General features: G+C 41.3%; 16 protein-coding genes. 5 read left to right on the forward strand and 11 right to left on the reverse strand.

The features are described from left to right. Positions 1 to 9: 9 nt before the first annotated feature. From NDN13_RS07685 to NDN13_RS07705, 5 genes are all read right to left on the reverse strand, one after another. Positions 10 to 1,329 (reverse strand): adenylosuccinate synthase, encoded by a 1,320-nt coding sequence (locus tag NDN13_RS07685; protein ID WP_016540963.1) that lies wholly within the window; start codon positions 1,327 to 1,329, stop codon positions 10 to 12. A gap of 59 nt (positions 1,330 to 1,388) precedes the next feature. Next, on the reverse strand, positions 1,389 to 2,555 hold the full coding sequence (locus NDN13_RS07690) for an ATP phosphoribosyltransferase regulatory subunit (RefSeq protein ID WP_251117809.1): 1,167 nt from the start codon (positions 2,553 to 2,555) through the stop codon (positions 1,389 to 1,391). A 415-nt stretch (positions 2,556 to 2,970) separates the two neighbouring features. Continuing rightward, positions 2,971 to 3,474 (reverse strand): GNAT family N-acetyltransferase, encoded by a 504-nt coding sequence (locus NDN13_RS07695; protein WP_251117810.1) that lies wholly within the window; start codon positions 3,472 to 3,474, stop codon positions 2,971 to 2,973. A 64-nt stretch (positions 3,475 to 3,538) separates the two neighbouring features. After that, a complete protein-coding gene (locus NDN13_RS07700) occupies positions 3,539 to 3,853 on the reverse strand; it encodes a hypothetical protein (RefSeq protein WP_251117811.1) in 315 nt (104 codons plus the stop codon). A 38-nt stretch (positions 3,854 to 3,891) separates the two neighbouring features. Further along, positions 3,892 to 4,917, reverse strand: a complete 1,026-nt coding sequence (locus tag NDN13_RS07705; RefSeq protein WP_251117812.1) for a type I glyceraldehyde-3-phosphate dehydrogenase — start codon at positions 4,915 to 4,917, stop codon at positions 3,892 to 3,894. Positions 4,918 to 5,174: 257 nt separating this feature from the next. Between NDN13_RS07705 and alaS the strand changes: the two genes are divergently transcribed. The 3 genes from alaS to csrA all read left to right on the forward strand — a co-directional run bounded on the left by alaS (position 5,175) and on the right by csrA (position 9,713). Further along, positions 5,175 to 7,865, forward strand: coding sequence for an alanine--tRNA ligase (gene alaS / locus NDN13_RS07710; protein WP_251117813.1), 2,691 nt, complete (start codon positions 5,175 to 5,177; stop codon positions 7,863 to 7,865). Between the two features lie 66 nt (positions 7,866 to 7,931). Then, entirely contained in the window at positions 7,932 to 9,212 is a 1,281-nt protein-coding gene (locus NDN13_RS07715) for an aspartate kinase (RefSeq protein ID WP_251117814.1), read from the forward strand. A 237-nt stretch (positions 9,213 to 9,449) separates the two neighbouring features. Continuing rightward, entirely contained in the window at positions 9,450 to 9,713 is a 264-nt protein-coding gene (csrA, locus tag NDN13_RS07720) for a carbon storage regulator CsrA (protein WP_004654447.1), read from the forward strand. A 57-nt stretch (positions 9,714 to 9,770) separates the two neighbouring features. Here the strand turns inward: csrA and rnhB are convergent, their stop codons facing one another. After that, complete coding sequence (gene rnhB, locus NDN13_RS07725; RefSeq protein ID WP_251117815.1) at positions 9,771 to 10,337, reverse strand: ribonuclease HII; 567 nt, start codon at positions 10,335 to 10,337, stop codon at positions 9,771 to 9,773. 38 nt (positions 10,338 to 10,375) lie between these two features. Continuing rightward, positions 10,376 to 10,759 carry a hypothetical protein gene (locus NDN13_RS07730; RefSeq protein ID WP_004654453.1) on the reverse strand — a complete coding sequence of 128 codons (384 nt, stop codon included), beginning with the start codon at positions 10,757 to 10,759 and terminating at the stop codon, positions 10,376 to 10,378. A 224-nt stretch (positions 10,760 to 10,983) separates the two neighbouring features. Here NDN13_RS07730 and NDN13_RS07735 point away from each other — a divergent pair, with 224 nt between their 5' ends. Further along, positions 10,984 to 11,538: a cytochrome b gene (locus tag NDN13_RS07735; RefSeq protein ID WP_251117816.1), complete on the forward strand. Its 555-nt coding sequence runs from the start codon at positions 10,984 to 10,986 to the stop codon at positions 11,536 to 11,538. Between the two features lie 41 nt (positions 11,539 to 11,579). Here NDN13_RS07735 and NDN13_RS07740 read toward each other — a convergent pair whose 3' ends face one another. The 4 genes from NDN13_RS07740 to NDN13_RS07755 all read right to left on the reverse strand — a co-directional run bounded on the left by NDN13_RS07740 (position 11,580) and on the right by NDN13_RS07755 (position 17,040). Continuing rightward, complete coding sequence (locus NDN13_RS07740) at positions 11,580 to 12,578, reverse strand: adenosine deaminase (RefSeq protein WP_251117817.1); 999 nt, start codon at positions 12,576 to 12,578, stop codon at positions 11,580 to 11,582. A gap of 115 nt (positions 12,579 to 12,693) precedes the next feature. After that, positions 12,694 to 14,013 carry an NCS2 family permease gene (locus NDN13_RS07745; protein WP_004805960.1) on the reverse strand — a complete coding sequence of 440 codons (1,320 nt, stop codon included), beginning with the start codon at positions 14,011 to 14,013 and terminating at the stop codon, positions 12,694 to 12,696. 326 nt (positions 14,014 to 14,339) lie between these two features. After that, positions 14,340 to 14,525: a hypothetical protein gene (locus tag NDN13_RS07750; protein WP_005322149.1), complete on the reverse strand. Its 186-nt coding sequence runs from the start codon at positions 14,523 to 14,525 to the stop codon at positions 14,340 to 14,342. A gap of 316 nt (positions 14,526 to 14,841) precedes the next feature. After that, positions 14,842 to 17,040, reverse strand: coding sequence for a TonB-dependent receptor (locus NDN13_RS07755; protein ID WP_251117818.1), 2,199 nt, complete (start codon positions 17,038 to 17,040; stop codon positions 14,842 to 14,844). A gap of 285 nt (positions 17,041 to 17,325) precedes the next feature. Between NDN13_RS07755 and NDN13_RS07760 the strand changes: the two genes are divergently transcribed. Continuing rightward, on the forward strand, positions 17,326 to 19,398 hold the full coding sequence (locus NDN13_RS07760; RefSeq protein ID WP_251117819.1) for a TonB-dependent receptor plug domain-containing protein: 2,073 nt from the start codon (positions 17,326 to 17,328) through the stop codon (positions 19,396 to 19,398). The last annotated feature ends 42 nt before the right edge of the window (positions 19,399 to 19,440 follow it).

Here is a 19,440-nt window from a genome sequence, read left to right on the forward strand (position 1 = left end):
CAATTCAACTTATGCTGAAAATGGATGACGCAATACGATTGTTTCTGCACGGTCAGGACCTGTTGAAACGATATCAATTGGGCAACCAATTAAAGTTTCAATACGACGTACATAAGCCAATGCATTTGCAGGAAGCTGATCAATTTGAGTCAAACCTACAGTTGATTCGCTCCAACCTGGCATGGTTTCATAAATTGGTTTCAAGCTTTCGAATGAAATCGCATCAGAAGAACCTGCACAACCTGAATCTACATCTTCATAGCCTACACAGATTTTTACTTCTTCTAAACCATCTAATACATCAAGTTTAGTTAAGCAAATACCAGATAATGAGTTCACATCAACCGAACGACGTAAAATCTCGGCATCAAACCAACCACAACGACGTTGACGACCAGTAGACGCACCAAACTCATGACCAACCGTACCCAAGTGACGACCAATCGCATCGCCCGTATCTGTTGCTGCATCGTAATGCAACTCAGTTGGGAATGGACCCGCACCAACACGTGTTGTATATGCTTTGGTAATACCCAATACATAGTCTAAATGCAATGGACCCATACCTGAACCAGAACTTACACCACCCGCAGTGGTATTTGAACTGGTTACAAATGGATAAGTACCATGATCGATGTCAAGCAATGAACCTTGCGCACCTTCGAACATGATTGCCTTACCTTCTTTGCGGTAATTATGTAACACAGTCGTTACATCAATCACTAATGGTGCAAGCACTTCACGCCATTCGTTGCACAGCGCAAGAACATCTTCAAACTTAACTTCTTCAACGCCATAGAATTGAGTAAGTTGGAAGTTGTGTAGTTCAAGCATTTCCTGAAGTTTTTCTTCAAGCAACGCACCACCACGAATCAAGTCTGCAACACGCACAGCGCGACGTGCAACTTTATCTTCGTATGCAGGACCAATACCACGACCTGTCGTACCAATCTTGGCATTCCCACGTTTTTTCTCACGTGCTTGGTCAAGTGCGATATGGTTTGGCAAGATTAATGGGCAGTTTGGAGAAATACGTAAACGTTCTTTAACAGGTACGCCTTCTTGTTCCAAAATCGCCATTTCTTTAATCAATGCTTCAGGAGAAAGAACCACACCATTCCCGATTAAGCACAATACGTTTTCACGTAAAATACCTGATGGAATGAGGTGTAATACAGTCTTCTTACCACCTACGACAAGAGTATGTCCTGCGTTGTGTCCGCCTTGATAGCGTACTACCGCAGCCGCTTGATCTGTGAGCAGGTCGACGATTTTACCTTTTCCTTCGTCGCCCCATTGGGTACCAAGTACCACAACATTTTTGCCCATAATAGCCTCATTACATCATGCTGTTAAAATTGGAAACCAAGCCTTAAATCACTTGGCAATTAAACTTTTTCAATCACCCATTGCCCATTTTGAGACACCAACTGATGGGTCGCATATGGTACTGAGCTTAAATCATCATTACCCAACAACTGCACCACACGTGAACCATTGCCACGCGCCTCTGCAATTGCATTTAATAAATCTTGATCATTGCCCTTCGGTGCCACCACAGTTTCAATTTCAACAAACTGTGTCGCGCCTAAGGCATATAAGTCACAACTAAATCCTGTTGCTGGACGCGCGCGTCCAAAGTGTTCACCGATACCATCATAACGACCACCTTGAGCCAGTGGTGCTGCACGATTTGGTGCATAAATGGCATACATTAAACCTGTATGGTAGTGATAACTACGCAACTCCACCACGTCGATGCCAACATTGAGGTCAGACCAACGCGATTGGATTTGTGCCAATGTCGATTTCAAAGCATCTAATGCGGTTTTAAAATCAACATCATTTAAAATATCTTGGCTTAAATGCGTTTGTAATGCATCCAGATCACTTGCATAACGACCTAATGCATAAAAATCCGCACCCATACTTAAATCTTGAGTGAACGCTTCCAATTCTGGCAATGCTTTACGCTGATATAAATCAGAAAGTTCACTTTCTGTATTTTTATTTAAACCAGCACGCTTAACCAAGCTACGGAATAAACCCACATGACCTAGATCTAAGTGAGCCCCTTCTAAAGTATGGGTATGCTCAATTAATGCGAGCATAACATTGATCATTTCAACATCGGCTTCAATGCTGTCATGACCATACAACTCTGCACCTAACTGTAAGGGTGCACGTGTTGCATTAAAATTCTGTGGTTTGGTATGCAATACTGAGCCTGCATAGCAATAACGTGCCACACCTTCAATTGGTCGAACATGGGCATCAATACGCGCAACTTGCGGCGTCATATCCGCACGAACGCCAAGTAGACGACCTGAAAGCTGATCAATAACTTTGAAAGTGACTAAATCTAAATCTTGATTAGATTCTGAAAGTAGCGAGAGCGATTCGATGTATTCAATAAATGGCGTATACACCAATTGATAACCTCGAACTGCGAGGAAATCTAACGCTTCTCGACGCAAGGTTTCAACCACTTGCGCTTGTTCTGGCAATACATCTGCTACCCCGTCAGGGAGCAACCATGTCTCTGAAATGGCCATGTTCCAAACCTAAAATCTGTTCAATGTGGAAGCATCCACACAAAAAGCAACCACATAAAAAAATCGGGTGAATGCCCGATTCAGCGTAGTGTAGCACGAAGATTTCTGTGATGCACCTTCGAATTTGAATAAATCTTTCTAGTTTAATGTCTTATTCACTTAATCACTGAGGTAAAATTAATGAGTAGATTCAATAGATTGAAACTAATCACTAAGAGTATAAGTCTATGTTCTTGTCGCTAAGAACTGTCTAACATCTGAACTATTGCCCTGCTTGCAATTGATCAAGTTTGATTTTTACAACATTGATTGCTTGGGAGTTACATGCCAGCCTGCCTTTCCGAAATTCCGAGCCTTTTAAGCAGCGACTACCCAAAATAAATGAAACGCCTTAAGGTCTTGTTCTTAGCTCATATTAAAAAATCACACATTCCATTTTTTGACTTCTTTCACCTGAACTCAGGGCTAAAGATTCCCATTCAGGTATAAACACAAAATCGTGCCTAGAATATAAATAGACTGCTCGCTCGTTTTTTGGAGATACGCTTAATACAATCCTAGAGTGACCTTTAGAAACGGCTAAATTCTTAATCGCAGAAACCAGCAGATCAGCTATACCACTGCCACGAAATACAGGATTAACCCACATCGCGATCACATTAAATTCATGTGCAACGTTTTGAGTTCCACCAATAATCCCAATTGCCCGATCCCCTTTAATTGCTAAAATATATTGAAATTTAGTCTTTTGAGAGGCACGGTCACGCCATTCTGATTCACTATATTTCTCTGTAGTCGTATAATTAGCAGCGAAAACATCTGGACTATCAAGCAGCGACTCTAAACGAACGGTTTTAAGGATTTTCCAATCCTCCTCAGTGGTGAGACGAACCACCAATTCATCCAAGTTTGGACTCATTCAATACCTCGAACTTATCGCGAATCTGAATTTTTATAAAAGACTCTTAGAGTTAGCTTAATATTTATTCAGTTCCTTTCCCGCCTTTTACTACGATTTCCAGCAAATTCACCATTTCAACATTCTGTTTTTCCAATGCAGCAATATTTGCCACTGTTCGATCTAAGACCTCTTGTTGCACATGCATCTTCTTGGCCAGATCTTGCATGATTTCCAAACTCTTTTTCAGATGCAGCTCTAAATGCACAACTTTTTCTTCAAGTTGTTGTACCTGAATATCTGAGTTTGGTACTTCTACGCTTTTAAACTGCAGCCAGAATAAAAAAGCCACCGCCGCCAATAAAATAGCAATAAATCCCCAAATCAACATTAATGTCATCCGATACCCCACATTATTTTTATATCTTATTTAAAATCTTAATTTGAAAATGACTCACACAAATCCAGCAAGCGATTTGCATACCCCCACTCATTATCATACCACGCAAAAACTTTTGCTTGATGTCCCACCACCATGGTTTGGGTTAAATCCACAATCAGAGAATAAGGCGAATGATTAAAGTCACTCGAAACCAGATCTTCATCTGTCACCTGCATAATCTGTGCATAATCATATCGAGCCGCTTTGCTCAAAACTTCATTGATTTTATGCACGGTAATCGGTGAATGCGAAACAAAACTAAGATCAATGGCAGCCACATTAATGGTCGGTACACGAATAGAATAGCCGTTAATCCGATCTTCCATTTTCGGCATCACCTGCTTCAATGCACCCAAAGCACTTGAAGTCGTTGGAATAATATTTTGCCCAGACGCTCGTGCACGACGTAAATCCCGATGGGCATGGTCCAAAACCGATTGATCTGCTGTGACCGCATGGATTTCTGTCATTAATGCGGTATCAATACCAAAGGCATCATCAATAATTTTGACCAACGGCACTAAGGCCTGTGTGGTACATGAGACACTGGAGATGATTTGATCTGTGGCCTTTACGTCATTGTGATTAACACCATAGACAATCGCCGCGTCCACAGAATCAAAAGGCGCAGCACCAATAATTACACGCTTCGCACCTGCCTCAACATGACGTGTGGCATCGGCACGTGAACGGAATAGACCGGTACATTCAAGCACCACATCAATATCCAAGTTGGCCCAAGGCAACAATTCTGGCTGAGCCTGCTTAAAAACCTGTAGTTTTAACTGACGTTGATTGGACTGGATATTCAAAAAAATATGTTGATTTTCAATTTGAATTTCAACTTGACCTGCAAAACGACCATGTGTGGTGTCATACTTAAACAAGTGCACTAAGGTCTGCACATCAGCAATATCATTAATGGCAACAATATCAAACTGAAATTGCTTAGGACTCTCAAACCACGCACGTAATACATTCCGACCAATTCGACCAAATCCATTGATAGCGATACGTTGCATGTAGCGTCCTTATTCATCAAAACATCATCTTTTCTATGCTATATGGTAAAACATCAAGCGCATTGTTGAATATAGATTTTTAGCTTAAACACAGTTTTATATGATATTGCTTGTAAAATCGTTGGTGAGGCAGGTATTTTCCGTTATAATTTAGCACTTTTAAAATCTATGCCACGCACTGGGTTCGATTGTAGAACGTTAGACACAACGTACCTTGTTGCATATAGCCAAATTCAAAATTATGGAGTGTCTTGGTTGTGAGTACTCGCTTTATGACATCAGCTGAAATCCGTGAAGCATTTTTGCGTTATTTCGAATCGCAAGGGCATACACGTGTCGCTTCGAGTTCTCTCGTTCCCGCCAACGACCCAACTTTGCTGTTTACCAATGCTGGTATGAACCAGTTTAAAGATTGTTTCTTAGGTTTAGAAAAGCGCGACTATGTTCGTGCTGTTTCATCACAAAAATGTGTCCGTGCCGGCGGTAAACACAATGACCTCGATAACGTAGGTTATACAGCACGTCACCACACGTTCTTTGAAATGTTAGGCAACTTCTCTTTCGGTGATTATTTCAAGCAAAATGCACTGAAATTTGCTTGGGAATTTTTGACCAGCGAACAGTGGTTAGGCTTACCGAAAGATCGTTTATATGTCACGGTTTATCATACCGATGATGAAGCATTTGATATCTGGAACAAAGAAATCGGGATCGATGCTGAACGTATTATCCGTATTGGCGATAACAAAGGCGGTCAATACGCATCAGATAACTTCTGGGCAATGGGTGACACAGGTCCTTGTGGTCCATGTTCTGAAATTTTCTATGACCATGGTGACCATATCTGGGGTGGCTTACCAGGCACACCAGAAGAAGACGGTGACCGTTTCATCGAAATCTGGAACAACGTTTTCATGCAGTTCAACCGCACCGCAGATGGTGTGATGCACCCTCTTCCGGCACCTTCTGTTGATACAGGTATGGGCTTGGAGCGTATTTCGGCTGTACTACAACATGTCAATTCAAACTATGAAATTGACCTGTTCCAACACTTATTAAAAGCTGCTGCTGAAATTATTGGTTTAGATACCACTGCCATTGAAGCAGAAGCGAAAGCACAAAATAAAGCTGTTGAATACCCAGCATCGTTAAAAGTGATTGCAGACCATGCTCGTTCATGTTCATTCTTGATTGCTGACGGTGTAAATCCTTCAAATGAAGGTCGTGGTTATGTGCTACGTCGTATCATTCGTCGTGCCGTGCGTCATGGTAACAAGTTAGGTGCAACAGGTTCATTCTTCTATAAGATGTTACAACCGCTAATTGAAGTGATGGGCGATGCTTATCCAGAACTTGCTGCACAGCAAGCACGCATCGAAGCACAGCTTCTTAAAGAAGAAGAGCAATTCGCGAAGACACTTGAGCAAGGCTTAAAGTTGTTAGAAGGTGAATTAGCGCAACTGAAAGGCAATGTCATTGCTGGTGAAACCGTATTTAAACTATATGATACTTACGGCTTCCCGACTGACTTAACTGCTGATATCGCTCGTGAACGTGACCTTACCATTGATGAAGCTGGTTTTGAAGTTGAAATGGCTGCACAACGCCAACGCGCACGTGATGCAGGTAAATTCGCAGTTGACTACAACAGCATTGTCAAAGTTGAAGGTGAAACACAGTTTGATGGCTATGATGCAACTCAAGGCCAAGGTCAAATCGTTGCGATCTATAAAGATGGCGTTCAAGTTGATGAAATCAACGAAGGTGACGAAGCACTGATCGTATTGAATCAAACCCCTTTCTATGCAGAAAGCGGTGGTCAAATCGGTGACACTGGTATCTTCAAAAACGATACAGGTATCTTTGAAGTTCAAGATACCAAAAAATCTGGCGGCGCCTTTGTACACCAAGGTATCGTGACCATGGGTAGCCTCAAAGCCACTCAAAATGTTGAAGCAACCGTTAAAGCAGATATTCGTGCAGCAACAGCACGCAACCACTCTGCCACTCACCTTCTCCATGCAGCTTTACGTCAAATTCTTGGTGAGCATGTTCAACAGAAAGGTTCTTTGGTTGCCAGCGATATTTTACGTTTTGACTTTGCCAATGACCAACCTGTTTCGTTTGAACAATTGCAGCAGATTGAGCGCTTAGTCAATGCCGAAGTGATTGCCAATACCGCAGTAAGCACTGAACTGCTTGATATCGAAACAGCAAAAGCCAAAGGTGCGATGATGCTGTTTGGTGAAAAGTATGGTGAAGAAGTTCGCGTACTGTCTATGGGTTCAGTGATTGACGAGAAAAACTTCTCGATCGAACTGTGTGGTGGTATTCACGTAAAACGCACAGGTGATATTGGCCTGTTCAAAATCACCTCTGAAGGTGGTGTCGCTGCGGGCGTTCGTCGTATTGAAGCCGTGACTGGCACCAAAGCGCTCGACGTTGTTCAAAAAGCTGAAACTGATATCCAAACCATCAATGGTTTGTTAAAAGCGCAAAAAGAGCAAACTGTAGAAAAAGTTGAAGCAATTGTTGAAACCGCTTCTAGCCTACAAAAGCAAATTGAACAATTGAATCAAAAGTTAGCCAGCTTCCAAGCAGCTGAACTTTTGGATCAAGTCAAAGACATTGCGGGTCGTCAAACGTTGATTACGACTGTACAAGGTTTAGATGCCAAATCATTACGCAATCTTCATGACAGCGTAAAATCAAAATTAGAAGATGCAGTCATTATTTTAGCTGGTATTGAAGGCGATAAAGTGAGTTTAATCGCCTCTGTCGCTAAACAATATACTGCAACTCTAAAAGCAGGTGACATCATCAAACACTTGGCTCAAGAGCTTGGTGGTAAAGGTGGTGGTAAACCTGACTTAGCACAAGGTGGCGCGCCACTTAACGAGAAGTTTGATCAAGTGATTGCAGCTTTACCTGCATGGCTTGCGCAATAATAAAGACTTCACTTTTGTGTAACTGACCCTGATGCCTCTCAGGGTCATGGCTTATATGGAACAACTATGGCATTAATCGTTCAAAAATATGGCGGTACCTCTATGGGTACTCCTGAGCGCATTTTAAATGTTGCTCGTCGTGTCAAGCGTTGGCATGATCATGGTCACAAAGTGGTCGTGGTTGTATCAGCAATGAGTGGTGAAACTAACCGCTTACTTGCGCTTGCCAAGGCCATTACCAGCACCCCTGACCCACGTGAATTAGATCAAATGGTGTCAACGGGTGAACAAGTAACGATTTCCATGTTAGCGATGGCACTGAATTCAATTGGTGTAGAAGCTAAGTCATATACAGGTCGTCAAGTTGGGATTAAAACCGACAGCGCGTTTACCAAAGCACGTATTGAATCCATTGATACCGATGTCATGACTGCAGATCTAGATGCTGGTCGTGTCATCGTCGTTGCTGGTTTCCAAGGTTATGATGCCAATGGCAATATCACTACTTTGGGTCGTGGCGGTTCTGACACTTCAGGCGTTGCACTTGCAGCGGCCTTGAAAGCAGATGAATGCCAAATCTATACCGATGTGGACGGTGTTTACACCACCGACCCGCGTGTAGCACCAAAAGCGAAGAAAGTTGACCGTATCTCTTTTGAAGAAATGCTGGAAATGGCATCTTTAGGTTCAAAAGTATTACAAATTCGCTCTGTTGAATTCGCAGGCAAATATCAAGTGCCATTACGCGTATTATCAAGTTTTGATAATGAAAATGATGGCGCATTTGATGATGATTTCAAACAAAACGTAGGCACACTAATTACGACTGAGGCAGAAGACGATATGGAACAACCAATCATTGCAGGTATTGCATTTAACCGTGACGAAGCAAAACTCACTATTTTGGGTGTTCCTGACGAACCAGGCATTGCATCTAAGATTTTGTCACCAATCAGTAATGCCAACATTGAAGTGGATATGATTATCCAAAATGTTGAAGAAGATGGTACAACTGATTTTACTTTTACCGTGAATCGTAACGACTTGGCCAAAGCAAAAGCAATTTTAGAGCAAACTGCAAACAGTATCGAAGGTTGCGAAGTTGTAACACGTGATGACATCGTAAAAGTGTCAATCGTAGGTGTTGGTATGCGCTCTCATGCGGGTGTAGCGAGCAAAATGTTCACTGCATTGGCAGAAGAAAGCATTAATATTCTCATGATTTCTACATCAGAAATCAAAGTTTCTGTCATCATCGAAGAAAACTACTTGGAATTGGCAGTTCGTTGTTTACATACAGCTTTTGGCCTAGATCGTGAACACGGCGAAAGCAGTGCTCGTGCTTAATTAATAGCTGCTTAAACATATTTACTCGCAAGTAAATAAGAAAAAAAACAGAGCCACTATAGTTTTTTTAATAGTGGCTCTGTTATATTAGCCTTGAGGTTTTTAAGAAGCTTCTCACAGAACTTACTAAAAAAAATGTTTTTTACATATTTCTGTTAGAATTTTCTGTATATTAGGCTGTGCTTTCAAACAATGAATTCCCTGTCGCAAGTTTAAGCGTTTAGCAAGGAGATAAACATGCTGATTCTGACCCGTCGTGTCGGAGAAACATTAATGATTGGGGATCAAGTCAGTGTTACTGTGCTTGGCGTAAAAGGCAATCAGGTGCGTATTGGTGTAAATGCTCCAAAAGAAGTTTCTGTGCATCGTGAGGAAATTTACCAACGTATCCAACATGAGCGTGCCATGCATGAGCATCTGCAACATCTTGATCAAGATTATCAACATTCTTATGAAGAAGAGAATAATGAGTTCCCTCGTCATAATAACTTCAATCGTTAATGCGCAGAATGCTTCTCGAATGATTAAAGCGACTATTCTTAGTCGCTTTAATTGTTTTTACAGACCCAAAACCTTCTTGACAGGCGCATAACTGCGGCGATGTTCATCAATTACACCATGAGCTGCAATTGCTTCAAAGTGTGCTTTGGTTGGATAGCCTTTGTGTTTTGCAAAACCATAGTCAGGAAATTGCTGATCAAGTTCCTGCATTTGGCGATCACGCGTCACTTTAGCCAGAATACTGGCCGCACTGATTTCTGCATGGCTGGCATCCCCACCCACAATCGCTTCACACGGAATCGTTATTCCTTTTGGAATCTGATTCCCATCCACAATCACTTTGACAGGTTGTGTTGTCAAACCTTCCACTGCACGACGCATGGCAAGAAAAGTGGCTTGTAAAATATTCAACTCATCAATTTCAGCATGACTTGCTTCAGCAATTGACCAAGCCAGAGCTTTTTCCTGAATCTCAACAAAAAGCTTTTCCCGTTTTTTTTCGGTTAGCTTTTTAGAGTCATTTAAGCCTTCGATCGGATTATTTGGATCTAAAATGACTGCGGCAGCAACAACAGAACCTACTAAAGGTCCACGCCCCGCCTCATCTACACCTGCAACTCTCATAAAAAATCTCTAAAGGCTGATGACTCAGCCTGTTCTGCTTAACTTGCTTTCTTTAAAGTTTCTGCTACACAAGCATTCACGGTTTGTGAAACAACTTGAGTCACAATAGTCGCACGTGCAGTTGGGTCGATTGCAGCCGTCGCTAATTCAACTGCAGTAACACTGTTTGGTGCCTTTTCACTGACACAGCCACACACTTCAGTCTGAATGTTGTCACGCTGTTCTGCTGTCATCAAACGGGTCGCTGTTTTCCAAGCCGGAAGTGCATTGATTTCATTAATACATTTTGCATTTACTGCAACTTTTAATGCCGCCATACCTAACTGCTGAGAAGTTGCTCCAGCAGAATTACTTCCATCTGGCGTAACACATCCGGTTAAAGCTAAAACGACAGGGGCAACAATAAGCACCAACTTTTTCATGATTTCTAACCTGTATCTAATTTTTGGCAGGCGTATTGTGCCTAAATGACACGCGTTATGATATGACTCAGCGCCATATTTACATAATATAACAATCACACGCCATTTATAAGCACTACACCGTTCTACTCATAAAACGCTCTGTTACATTTACACTGTAGGAGAATGAAAAAGCGCTATCTATTATTAAAAATAATTACCTATAACAAAGCCAGGATGTTGCAATGTCAACCTCAGCACAATATTACACGCGTACGGCACAAGTTATTCATTGGCTCATGGCTGCGATCTTCATTGCTGCCTGGTTGATTGGTTTCTATAGTGGCAACTTCCTCAGCTATGAGGTTGATGGAAGCTTTAAGGGCAATGTGATTACGCTACATAAGAATATCGCGACCACCATCATTTTCTTGGTTGTGATTCGCATCTTTTGGCGCTATACCCACCCTGCCCCTCAATTGCCAGACACTATGTCACCGCTGATGAAAACTTTGGCACATGTTGGACATTTCCTGCTGTATTTAATGCTGCTTGCACTACCAATCACAGGCTGTTTATTTAGCTGGAGTGCTGGACACCCTGCACCTGTTTTATACTTATTCGAAATTCCACGTTTAGTCCAGGACAATCCTGACTTACTAGCGATTGTTAAACCAATTCATATTTATCTCTCATGGTTTGCAGGCTTATTGGTTGCAGGACATGCCTTAGCTGCAATCAAACATCACTTGATCGATAAAGACAATGTCTTGCTCAGCATGTTGCGCCAACCTAAGTAAATCTTTAGACATAAAAAAACCGCCTGAGGCGGTTTTTTTATTTAGATCTTTTTCACTTCAGCAATCCATTTCTGTTTTTCTTGCTCAGAAATAAATGACGCTTCAAATGAATTAATTGCCAATTGTTTTAATTCATCATTGCTTAAATCCAGAGCCTGCTGAATCGCAACAAAGTTGTCATTCATATAACCACCGAAATATGAAGGATCATCCGAGTTTACAGTAACATGCACGCCCTTCTGTAATAAACGACGGATATTGTGATCAGCCATATCATTAACAACACAGAGTTTTAAATTACTCAAAGGACAAACTGTTAATGGCATTTTTTCAGCGATTAAACGCGTCATCAGAACCTCGTCTTCTTCTGAGCGCACACCATGGTCAATACGATTCACTTTCAGCAAATCTAGCGCTTCCCAGATATATGCTGGTGGACCTTCTTCACCTGCATGCGCCACAATCAAGAAGCCTGCTTCACGTGCTTTAGCAAAAACACGCTCAAATTTTGCAGGAGGATGTCCAACTTCACTTGAATCCAAGCCAATCGCGATAATGTCATTTTTAAATGGCAATGCTTGCTCAAGCGTTTCAAATGCTTTTTCTTCGCTTAAATGGCGTAAGAAACACATGATCAACTGAGAACTGATCCCCAACTTTTCTTTTGCATCTGCACAAGCACGTTTTAAACCAGCCAACACGGTTGCAAACTCAACCCCACGCTCAGTATGCGTTTGTGGGTCAAAGAACATTTCGGTATGTACCACACGGTCTTCAGCACATTTTTCAAAATATGCCCAAGCAAGGTCATAAAAATCTTGTTCATGCACCAGCACGTTCGCGCCTGCATAATAGATATCAAGGAATGATTGAAGATTATGGAAGTTATACGCTTGCTTGACTTCTTCCACAGATTGATAAGGAATCTGAATCTGATTACGCTGTGCAATTGCAAACATCAGTTCTGGTTCAAAAGTCCCTTCAATATGCACATGCAATTCGGCTTTGGGTAAAGCACGAATCAGCTCGATTTGATTCATAATAACTCCATGTCTAAAGAAAAAAGGGTGTTATCGAAATAACGCCCTTTTAGGCTCTCTTCACAATGAGCTGCAAACACATACAACTCAAGAAGAAAATGATAAAAGAATTTGCTTAGCCGCCAAATGCAACAAACTTGAATACCCACAGTGCTGCAATAATCCAGACCATATAAGGAACTGTTTTTGCCTTACCTGTCAGCAACTTAACCAACGCATAGCTGATAAAGCCCATCGCGATACCATCTGCAATTGAGTAGGTAAATGGCATAAACACAATGGTTAAAAAGGCAGGAACAGCTTCAGTGATATCATCCCAATCGATATGCGTGATCCCTTGGATCATCAACACACCAATAAACAATAATGCAGGTGCAGTTGCAAAGCCTGGAACAGATTGGGCCAATGGGGCCAAGAACAAGCAACCAATAAACAAGAATGCAACAACGACTGCAGTTAGACCCGTACGCCCACCTGCTGCAACACCCGAAGCAGATTCAATATATGGTGTTGTTGAAGAAGTCCCCAAAGCAGCGCCTGCAACAATTGCAGTTGAGTCAGCAAATAAAGCCTTCTTTAAACGTGGCAATTTACCATCTTGCAACAAACCTGCACGATGCGATACACCCACCAAGGTTCCAGTACTGTCAAATAAATCGACAATAAAGAAAACGAAAATCACCCCGACCATACTGGCAGTAAATAGCCCCTCAAAGTCCATTTGCATGAATGTCGGTGCTAGAGAAGGAACTTGACCAACAACGCCCTTAAACTCATTTAAGCCCATTGCGGTTGCAATGGCAGTCACCACCAAAATACTGAGGATGATCGCACCACGTACTTTAAACTGATGTAAAACCACAATCATCAAGAAGCCAAATAAGGCCAATAAGACTGTTGGTTGTTTGATATCACCTAGACCCACTAAAGTCGCTGGATTATCAACAATAATGCCTGCATTTTTAAGCGCAATGAGGGCAAGGAATAAGCCAATACCACCGCCAATTGCAAACTTCAGTGACATCGGAATCGCATTGACAATCGCTTCACGAATTTTAAAGAAGCTGATTGCAAGGAAAACCAAACCTGAGACAAAAACTGCAGCAAGTGCAGTTTGCCAAGGCACGCCCATGCCTAAACAGACGGAATAGGTAAAATAAGCATTTAAACCCATCCCAGGTGCAAGTGCGATTGGGTAGTTCGCAATAATCCCCATGACCAAACACCCAATTGCTGCAGCCAAGCAGGTCGCAACAAACACAGCACCGTGATCCATGCCAGTTTCTGAAAGAATGAGTGGGTTTACAATGATGATGTAACACATCGTCAAGAATGTAGTTACACCTGCTAGAACTTCTGTTCTAAAGTTGGTTTTGTTCTCGCTCAATTTAAATAAGCGTTCTAGCAAACCAGCCGAAGCATTAGGCGTTGTCATAACATAGCACCTGTTGAAATCTAAGATCGTAGAATGTGAAATCTATACGTTTGTGTTTGCAATCTTTTTTGAATGTACACAAAAAGGTATACAAGGCTCAAAGCAATCTATATGCCAGTTTTGCACTTGCTACGCAGAGGATATGTATAGATTCGATTCCGATATCAAAACGTAAAAAGCCGCATCTCAAAATGCAGCTTTTTATTTAATGGTAAATATTTTAACAGATTCTACTCAAAACTTGAGTATCACAATACAAAAAAAGCGCATTTCATGCCCAATCTCGGATCATTGAGCTAACAATGCTCTCATATTCCCCACCAAAACTAATGCGTACGCTGATATGAGGATAAATGCGTATGGGGGTTATGTTGTATTGTATTCAAGCTACTTTCAGCATCTTGAACAATTTTCAGCAGTTCTTGGCGTTTCTTGGTTTGGGCATCGACATAAGCAACATAACCCAAAATGAACACCAAAAAGCTCAAGGCGATCGCAATTTTAATCTTCATTATTATTATCTCTATTATAAAGTTTTCTTTAATGCTAACAAAAAAGAAGGGAAACGAGAACAAAAACGCATATTAAAATCACAAATGATAACTACATCACAATTATATAGTTATTTTCATAATTTTTTTGCTTAATTTTTACTCAATCAAATATTAGAATATTCCACTTTTTTAAGCAATGACATTTTATATAATTCAATAAGATAGATGTAATTTATATCTTTATAGCAAAAAACTGTTCATTTTCAGCAGCTAAAAAATAAGAAAGCACTTTCGCCTAGACAAAAGTGCTTAAAGTCACAATAACAAGCTTAGATTAGAACTGGTAGTTCAAACGCACCAAGAAGTTGCGTGGTGTACCTGGCATTGATTCTGAACGCCAATATTCTTTATTGGTCACATTATTGACAGCGAAAGTAATATTCCAAGGATCAGCACTATAACCAATCGCAGCATCTAATCGAGTAAAACCAGCAAAGTCAGTTGGTTCTCTATCTAAGTTCCCGTTTGGATAAATTTTAGCATCACCGACATACGTTGCCCCTACTTCACCATAAATCTTATCGGTTGGCAGATAACGAACAAAGAGATTACCTGTATGACGAGGTGTATTGTTTAATTCTTTCCCAACATTTTGTGGCTTAGGATCTTTAGAAACCTCTGTGTCCATATAGCTATAACCACCACGAACAAATAAATTATCCAAAGCTCGGCCAATAAAACTAAACTCAACCCCTTTAGACTGATGCTGTGCACCAACAGCCCATTTTTCTGGCTCATCTGGGTTTGGCTGGTAACGGATATTGTTCTTGCGAATGTCAAATACAGAAAGCTGGGTATTTAAACGATCATTTAGCCAATCACTTTTTATACCAACTTCGTATTGCTCGTTGTATTGTGGTTTAGCATCAAATGTATCTACATCTGTATTTGCTGAAACAACACTTACCCCCACTCGCCCACCAAATGGTGCAAAGCTTTTGCTATAAGAGGCATAAATACTCTGGCTTTCTACAGGTTGCCAAATAAAACCGATATTCGGGCTAAAGCTTTCACCATCAATACTACGATGATAATCCAGAGCGTCACTTGGCTTTAAACGATTGGTTGTTTCCGATTGATAATAATCATAACGTCCGCCCAACATCACTTTAAAATAATCATTAAAACTAATGAGGTCTTGGATAAATACGCCATAACCTTCACCTTGGTTATAGTTGTGTGTATTCAATATTAAGTTTCCCGAACCTCTAGAACTGCTGCGCTCGCCTGTTAACGGATTGACATAACCATAGATAGCACCACCATCTTTCTTATTAGCTAAAAGCGGTTCACGCTGCTCATAAGTCCAGTCTGCACCAACCAATAAATTATGTTTAATACTGCCTGTATCAAACTCACCACGGATATCAAAAGTATTACTGGTGGTTTTATTATCTGTTTTTTGCCAGTAATAAATTTGTGAGATCTCTCCGACATGGCCTTTGCATGTACCAGCATTTGTTACTGTTGTACTTTCTGTCGTACACAACCCGCCTGCATAAAAGTGATCAAAGTTTTGCTCTGCTTGTCGATAACTTAGTGCCCAATGAAAATTCCAATTGGGCGCAAACTCATAATTCAGGTCAGAACGAGCAACTTGTAAAACATCATTAACATAGTCTCCCTCTTGGGCAAAACCTGTTTTAATCGAGGTTCCCTTTGGAAGCGCTGTATAAGATGGTCCACGATCTGGCACACGATGCAATTTATCGTAGGTATATTGCATGGTCCAAGTTAAACCCTCATCATTTTTATAGGTAAAACTTGGTGAAAGCATTTCAATTTTATTTTCAATGCCTGAACGGAAACTATCAGACTCCCCATATTCTCCAGTTAAACGTACAGCAACGTTATCTGTGAGCACTTGGTTGAAATCCATTGTTGTTCCATAGTTATCATATGAACCACCATAGATACCCACCGAGCTTTTTGAATCAAAGTTGGCGAATTTACTCACCATATTGATTACACCCCCACCCGAACTACGGCCATAGAGGACAGATGCAGGCCCTTTTAAGATTTCAATGCGTTCAATATTTGCTGTACTACGGCGAACCTGACCGCTTTCACGAATACCATCACGATAAATATCGCCCGTATCTGCATTGAATCCCCTTAAATTAATCCCATCGCCACGCATGTCATAACTGGTTGATACACCAGGTGTCCCCTGTAGCATGACACTCAGGTCATTTGCCCCGTAAATTTTATATTTTTGCACATCAATGGTATCGATGGTCTGCGGGATGTCTTTTTTCTTGAGACCATTACGCGTCACGCTTGCCTGATCATAATCAATATAACTTTTGATTGGATCAAGCTCACTCATTGCCTCAATTTTAATGGTCGGCATCACTGCTGTTGGAGCCGCTGCCTCATTGGCAAAAGCATACTGTGCTTGCAACAGCATCATGCTTAACAAGCTAAATTTGAAAATAGGCTTGTGCTGCATATTTAAAGGTAAAGAACGCATAAAATTTCTCAAAAAAACTCAGACAAAAATTAAAAAAAGATTAAAAATTAAAAAACGCTACAATTTTAATAAAAATAATTCTCATTTTCATCATTTTTTGCATTAATTTTTAACCCAATAGGCCATTTGTTATGCATTTAAAATTTATGCTTCATTTTCATCCTCAAAGACAATCCCAAAAATAATTTTTAAATCTTTGAGTTCTTAGGAATAAATTCCATTTTTCTACACAATTGTACATTAGGCTACACAGAAAATAATTTGATCATTTTTTTGGGGTCTAGAATGAAAAATGCTGTTTATTGTGGAAAACTCAGTGTGCTTAGCTCAGCATTGCTCAGTATAAGTACTTCAATATGTGCTGCCGAACCAGCTACCGAGAGTTCTACACCCGCAGCGTCCGAGTCAAGTCCTCAGGTTTTGCCTACTCTCTCATTCAAGGCTTCGGCCGAACCCAAAAAAGTAAAAGATGATGATATTAGTGCTGTACCTAAAACCATCATTACCCAAGAAGAAATGCTGCAATATGGCGACCAGTCTGTGATGGATGCTTTACGACGCGCTGCTGGTTTTCAAATCCCTGCTTTTGGCCAAGGTCCACGCGGCGGTGGTGGTGCTTCAGGCATGCGTTTCCGTGGTGGCGGCGCACCCACATTTTTGGTCAATGGCGAGCCCGTGCAAGGTGGCCCGCGTGGTGGTATGTCGGTTATTGATACCATTACACCTGAAATGATTGAACGTATTGAAGTGGTTAAACAACCAAGTGTTGCCCAAGCTTCTGTTGCATCCTCAGCAGTAATCAATATTATTTTAAAAGAACCTCTGGATACCCTTTTAAATGGCTCAGTGAAATTTGGCTATGGCTTACGTGATAGTGGTGAACAACAATCTGAACGCAAGCAAATCAACATTCAAGCAGATGGCCGTGAAAACCAGTGGTCATATAGCGTTTCAGCCAATCAAATGTGGATGGACAACACCTCGATCAGCAAAACTGAAACAGCAACGGGAACACGAGAACAACTCCGTACCGTAAACCGCACCATGCAGATGTTTTCGCCGCGTTTGCAATACGATCTAGATGATCAACAAAAGTTGATTGCAGAATTGTTCTATCGCAATATTAAAATGGATGGCTATTCATCTAATCAGACTCAAGATGACAAGAACGATAGTATTCGCTTAAACACGCGTTATGAGCGTAAAGACAAAGACCTGAGTGATAAAATCCGCTTGTCTGTTGAACGTCAGACGGAAACCCAGCTCACGCGCTCGCCACAAAATACAATTTATACTGATGAAACGGTAAATGAGTACGGACTTGCCTATGATGGGGTTCGTAAATTAGATAAAGACCGTCAAATTAAATTTGGTTTTGATACTCGCAGTAATGAACTCGATAGCAATGTCAGCAAAAGTCTGGATGAGCAACGTTATGCTGTTTATGGTGAGGGTAGCTGGCGTTTTACAGACCGCCAAACAGTGACTTTAGGTGCGCGTCAGGAATGGCTGAATCGTTCAGGCTTGGTTGATTATCAAGATCAACATTTAAGTCCAGTTTTGGCTTATCGTTTTGATCTCACTGAGCAATGGTCAATTCAAACTAACTTGAGCCAAGCTTTTAAGAGTCCTAATACCGATCGGCTGATTCCGAATGTGACTGTCTCTACAGATAGTGATGCAGGTAGCTTGAATAATCCTGATCGTGGCGGCAATCCAAATCTAAAACCAGAAAAAATCCGTGCAGCTGAATCCACCCTTGCCTATGATTCTGCGAGTGGTGGTGTGAGTGTCACGGCGTATCATCGTGAAATTAAAGATTACATCGAGAAAGTCATCGAACTTGAAGGCACACGTTATGTGGAGCGTCCACAAAACCAAGATCAAGCGACCACCTATGGTGTTGAGTTGTCTGGACGCTATGCACTCAAACAAACTGAAGCTGGTCATTCATTTATGCTCAATGGGCAGCTATCAACAGTTCGCGCTAAAATTGAAGATGGGCAACACCGTGAACGCTTAGCCAGTGATGTTGCGCCTTATAATACCAGTGCGGGCTTATCCTATAGCTATAAGCCTTGGCAACTCTCGACCAGTGTAAACGTCAGTTACACGCCTGAATTTACCCGTGCCTTAGATGGTCAACCCTATGATCGCACCACCAATGAACGTTTTAGCTTAGATTTGAGCGCAACCAAACGCTTTAGTCATGGCTGGGCAGCGAGTCTAAACCTGAATAACGTCTTGAGTACCCATTATAAGGAACGCCTCACCAACCAAACAGATGGCAGCTTATATCAGGCGAGAACCAATGAAAGCATTCCTTCATTACAATTTAGTCTTGAGAAAAAATTCTAATTTTCTATCGCTTCGAAATGATTGAAGTACCGAAAGTCAGCT

It is taken from the genome of Acinetobacter sp. C32I, from assembly GCF_023702715.1.
In the GTDB taxonomy this organism is placed as follows: domain Bacteria; phylum Pseudomonadota; class Gammaproteobacteria; order Pseudomonadales; family Moraxellaceae; genus Acinetobacter.